The 357-nt window shown below is 38.7% G+C and carries 1 pseudogene; it reads right to left on the bottom strand.

Features of this window, described 5'->3' with window-relative positions:
* Positions 1-357 (bottom strand): annotated as a pseudogene (locus SCA31_RS22680) (glycosyl hydrolase); the annotation flags it as partial.

The following is a 357-nucleotide window of genomic DNA, read 5'->3' as shown; positions in this document are numbered from 1 at the left end:
TTATATGCTGATCTCCAATTGCGATGATTTCTTTTCCTTTGGAGCCCGGTTTAATTTTCACGCAAGTGGTATACCCTGCATTCTGCCCGGAAGCCTGAATCTTCCAGGTTTTTCCACCATCATAAGTGGTTGCAATATTGTTGATATTGGCTTCTTGTTTGGTATAATCTCCTCCAGCTGCAATGCCGAACTGGTCATCATAAAAATCTATAGAGTATATTCCCTGGGAAGATTCTCCCTGAATAACAGGCGTATTAAAAATTTCAAACTGATCATTTTTACGAGTAAGCCTTATTATTCTTGACGCTTTACCTCCTGTTGCAATCCATACATAATTTTTAGTGGAAGCAATATTGG

This window comes from Chryseobacterium sp. SIMBA_028 (assembly GCF_046535285.1).
In the GTDB taxonomy this organism is placed as follows: Bacteria; Bacteroidota; Bacteroidia; order Flavobacteriales; family Weeksellaceae; genus Chryseobacterium.
The sequence above is the reverse complement of the archived record's forward strand: the minus strand, read 5'-3'. Positions and strand labels throughout refer to the sequence as shown.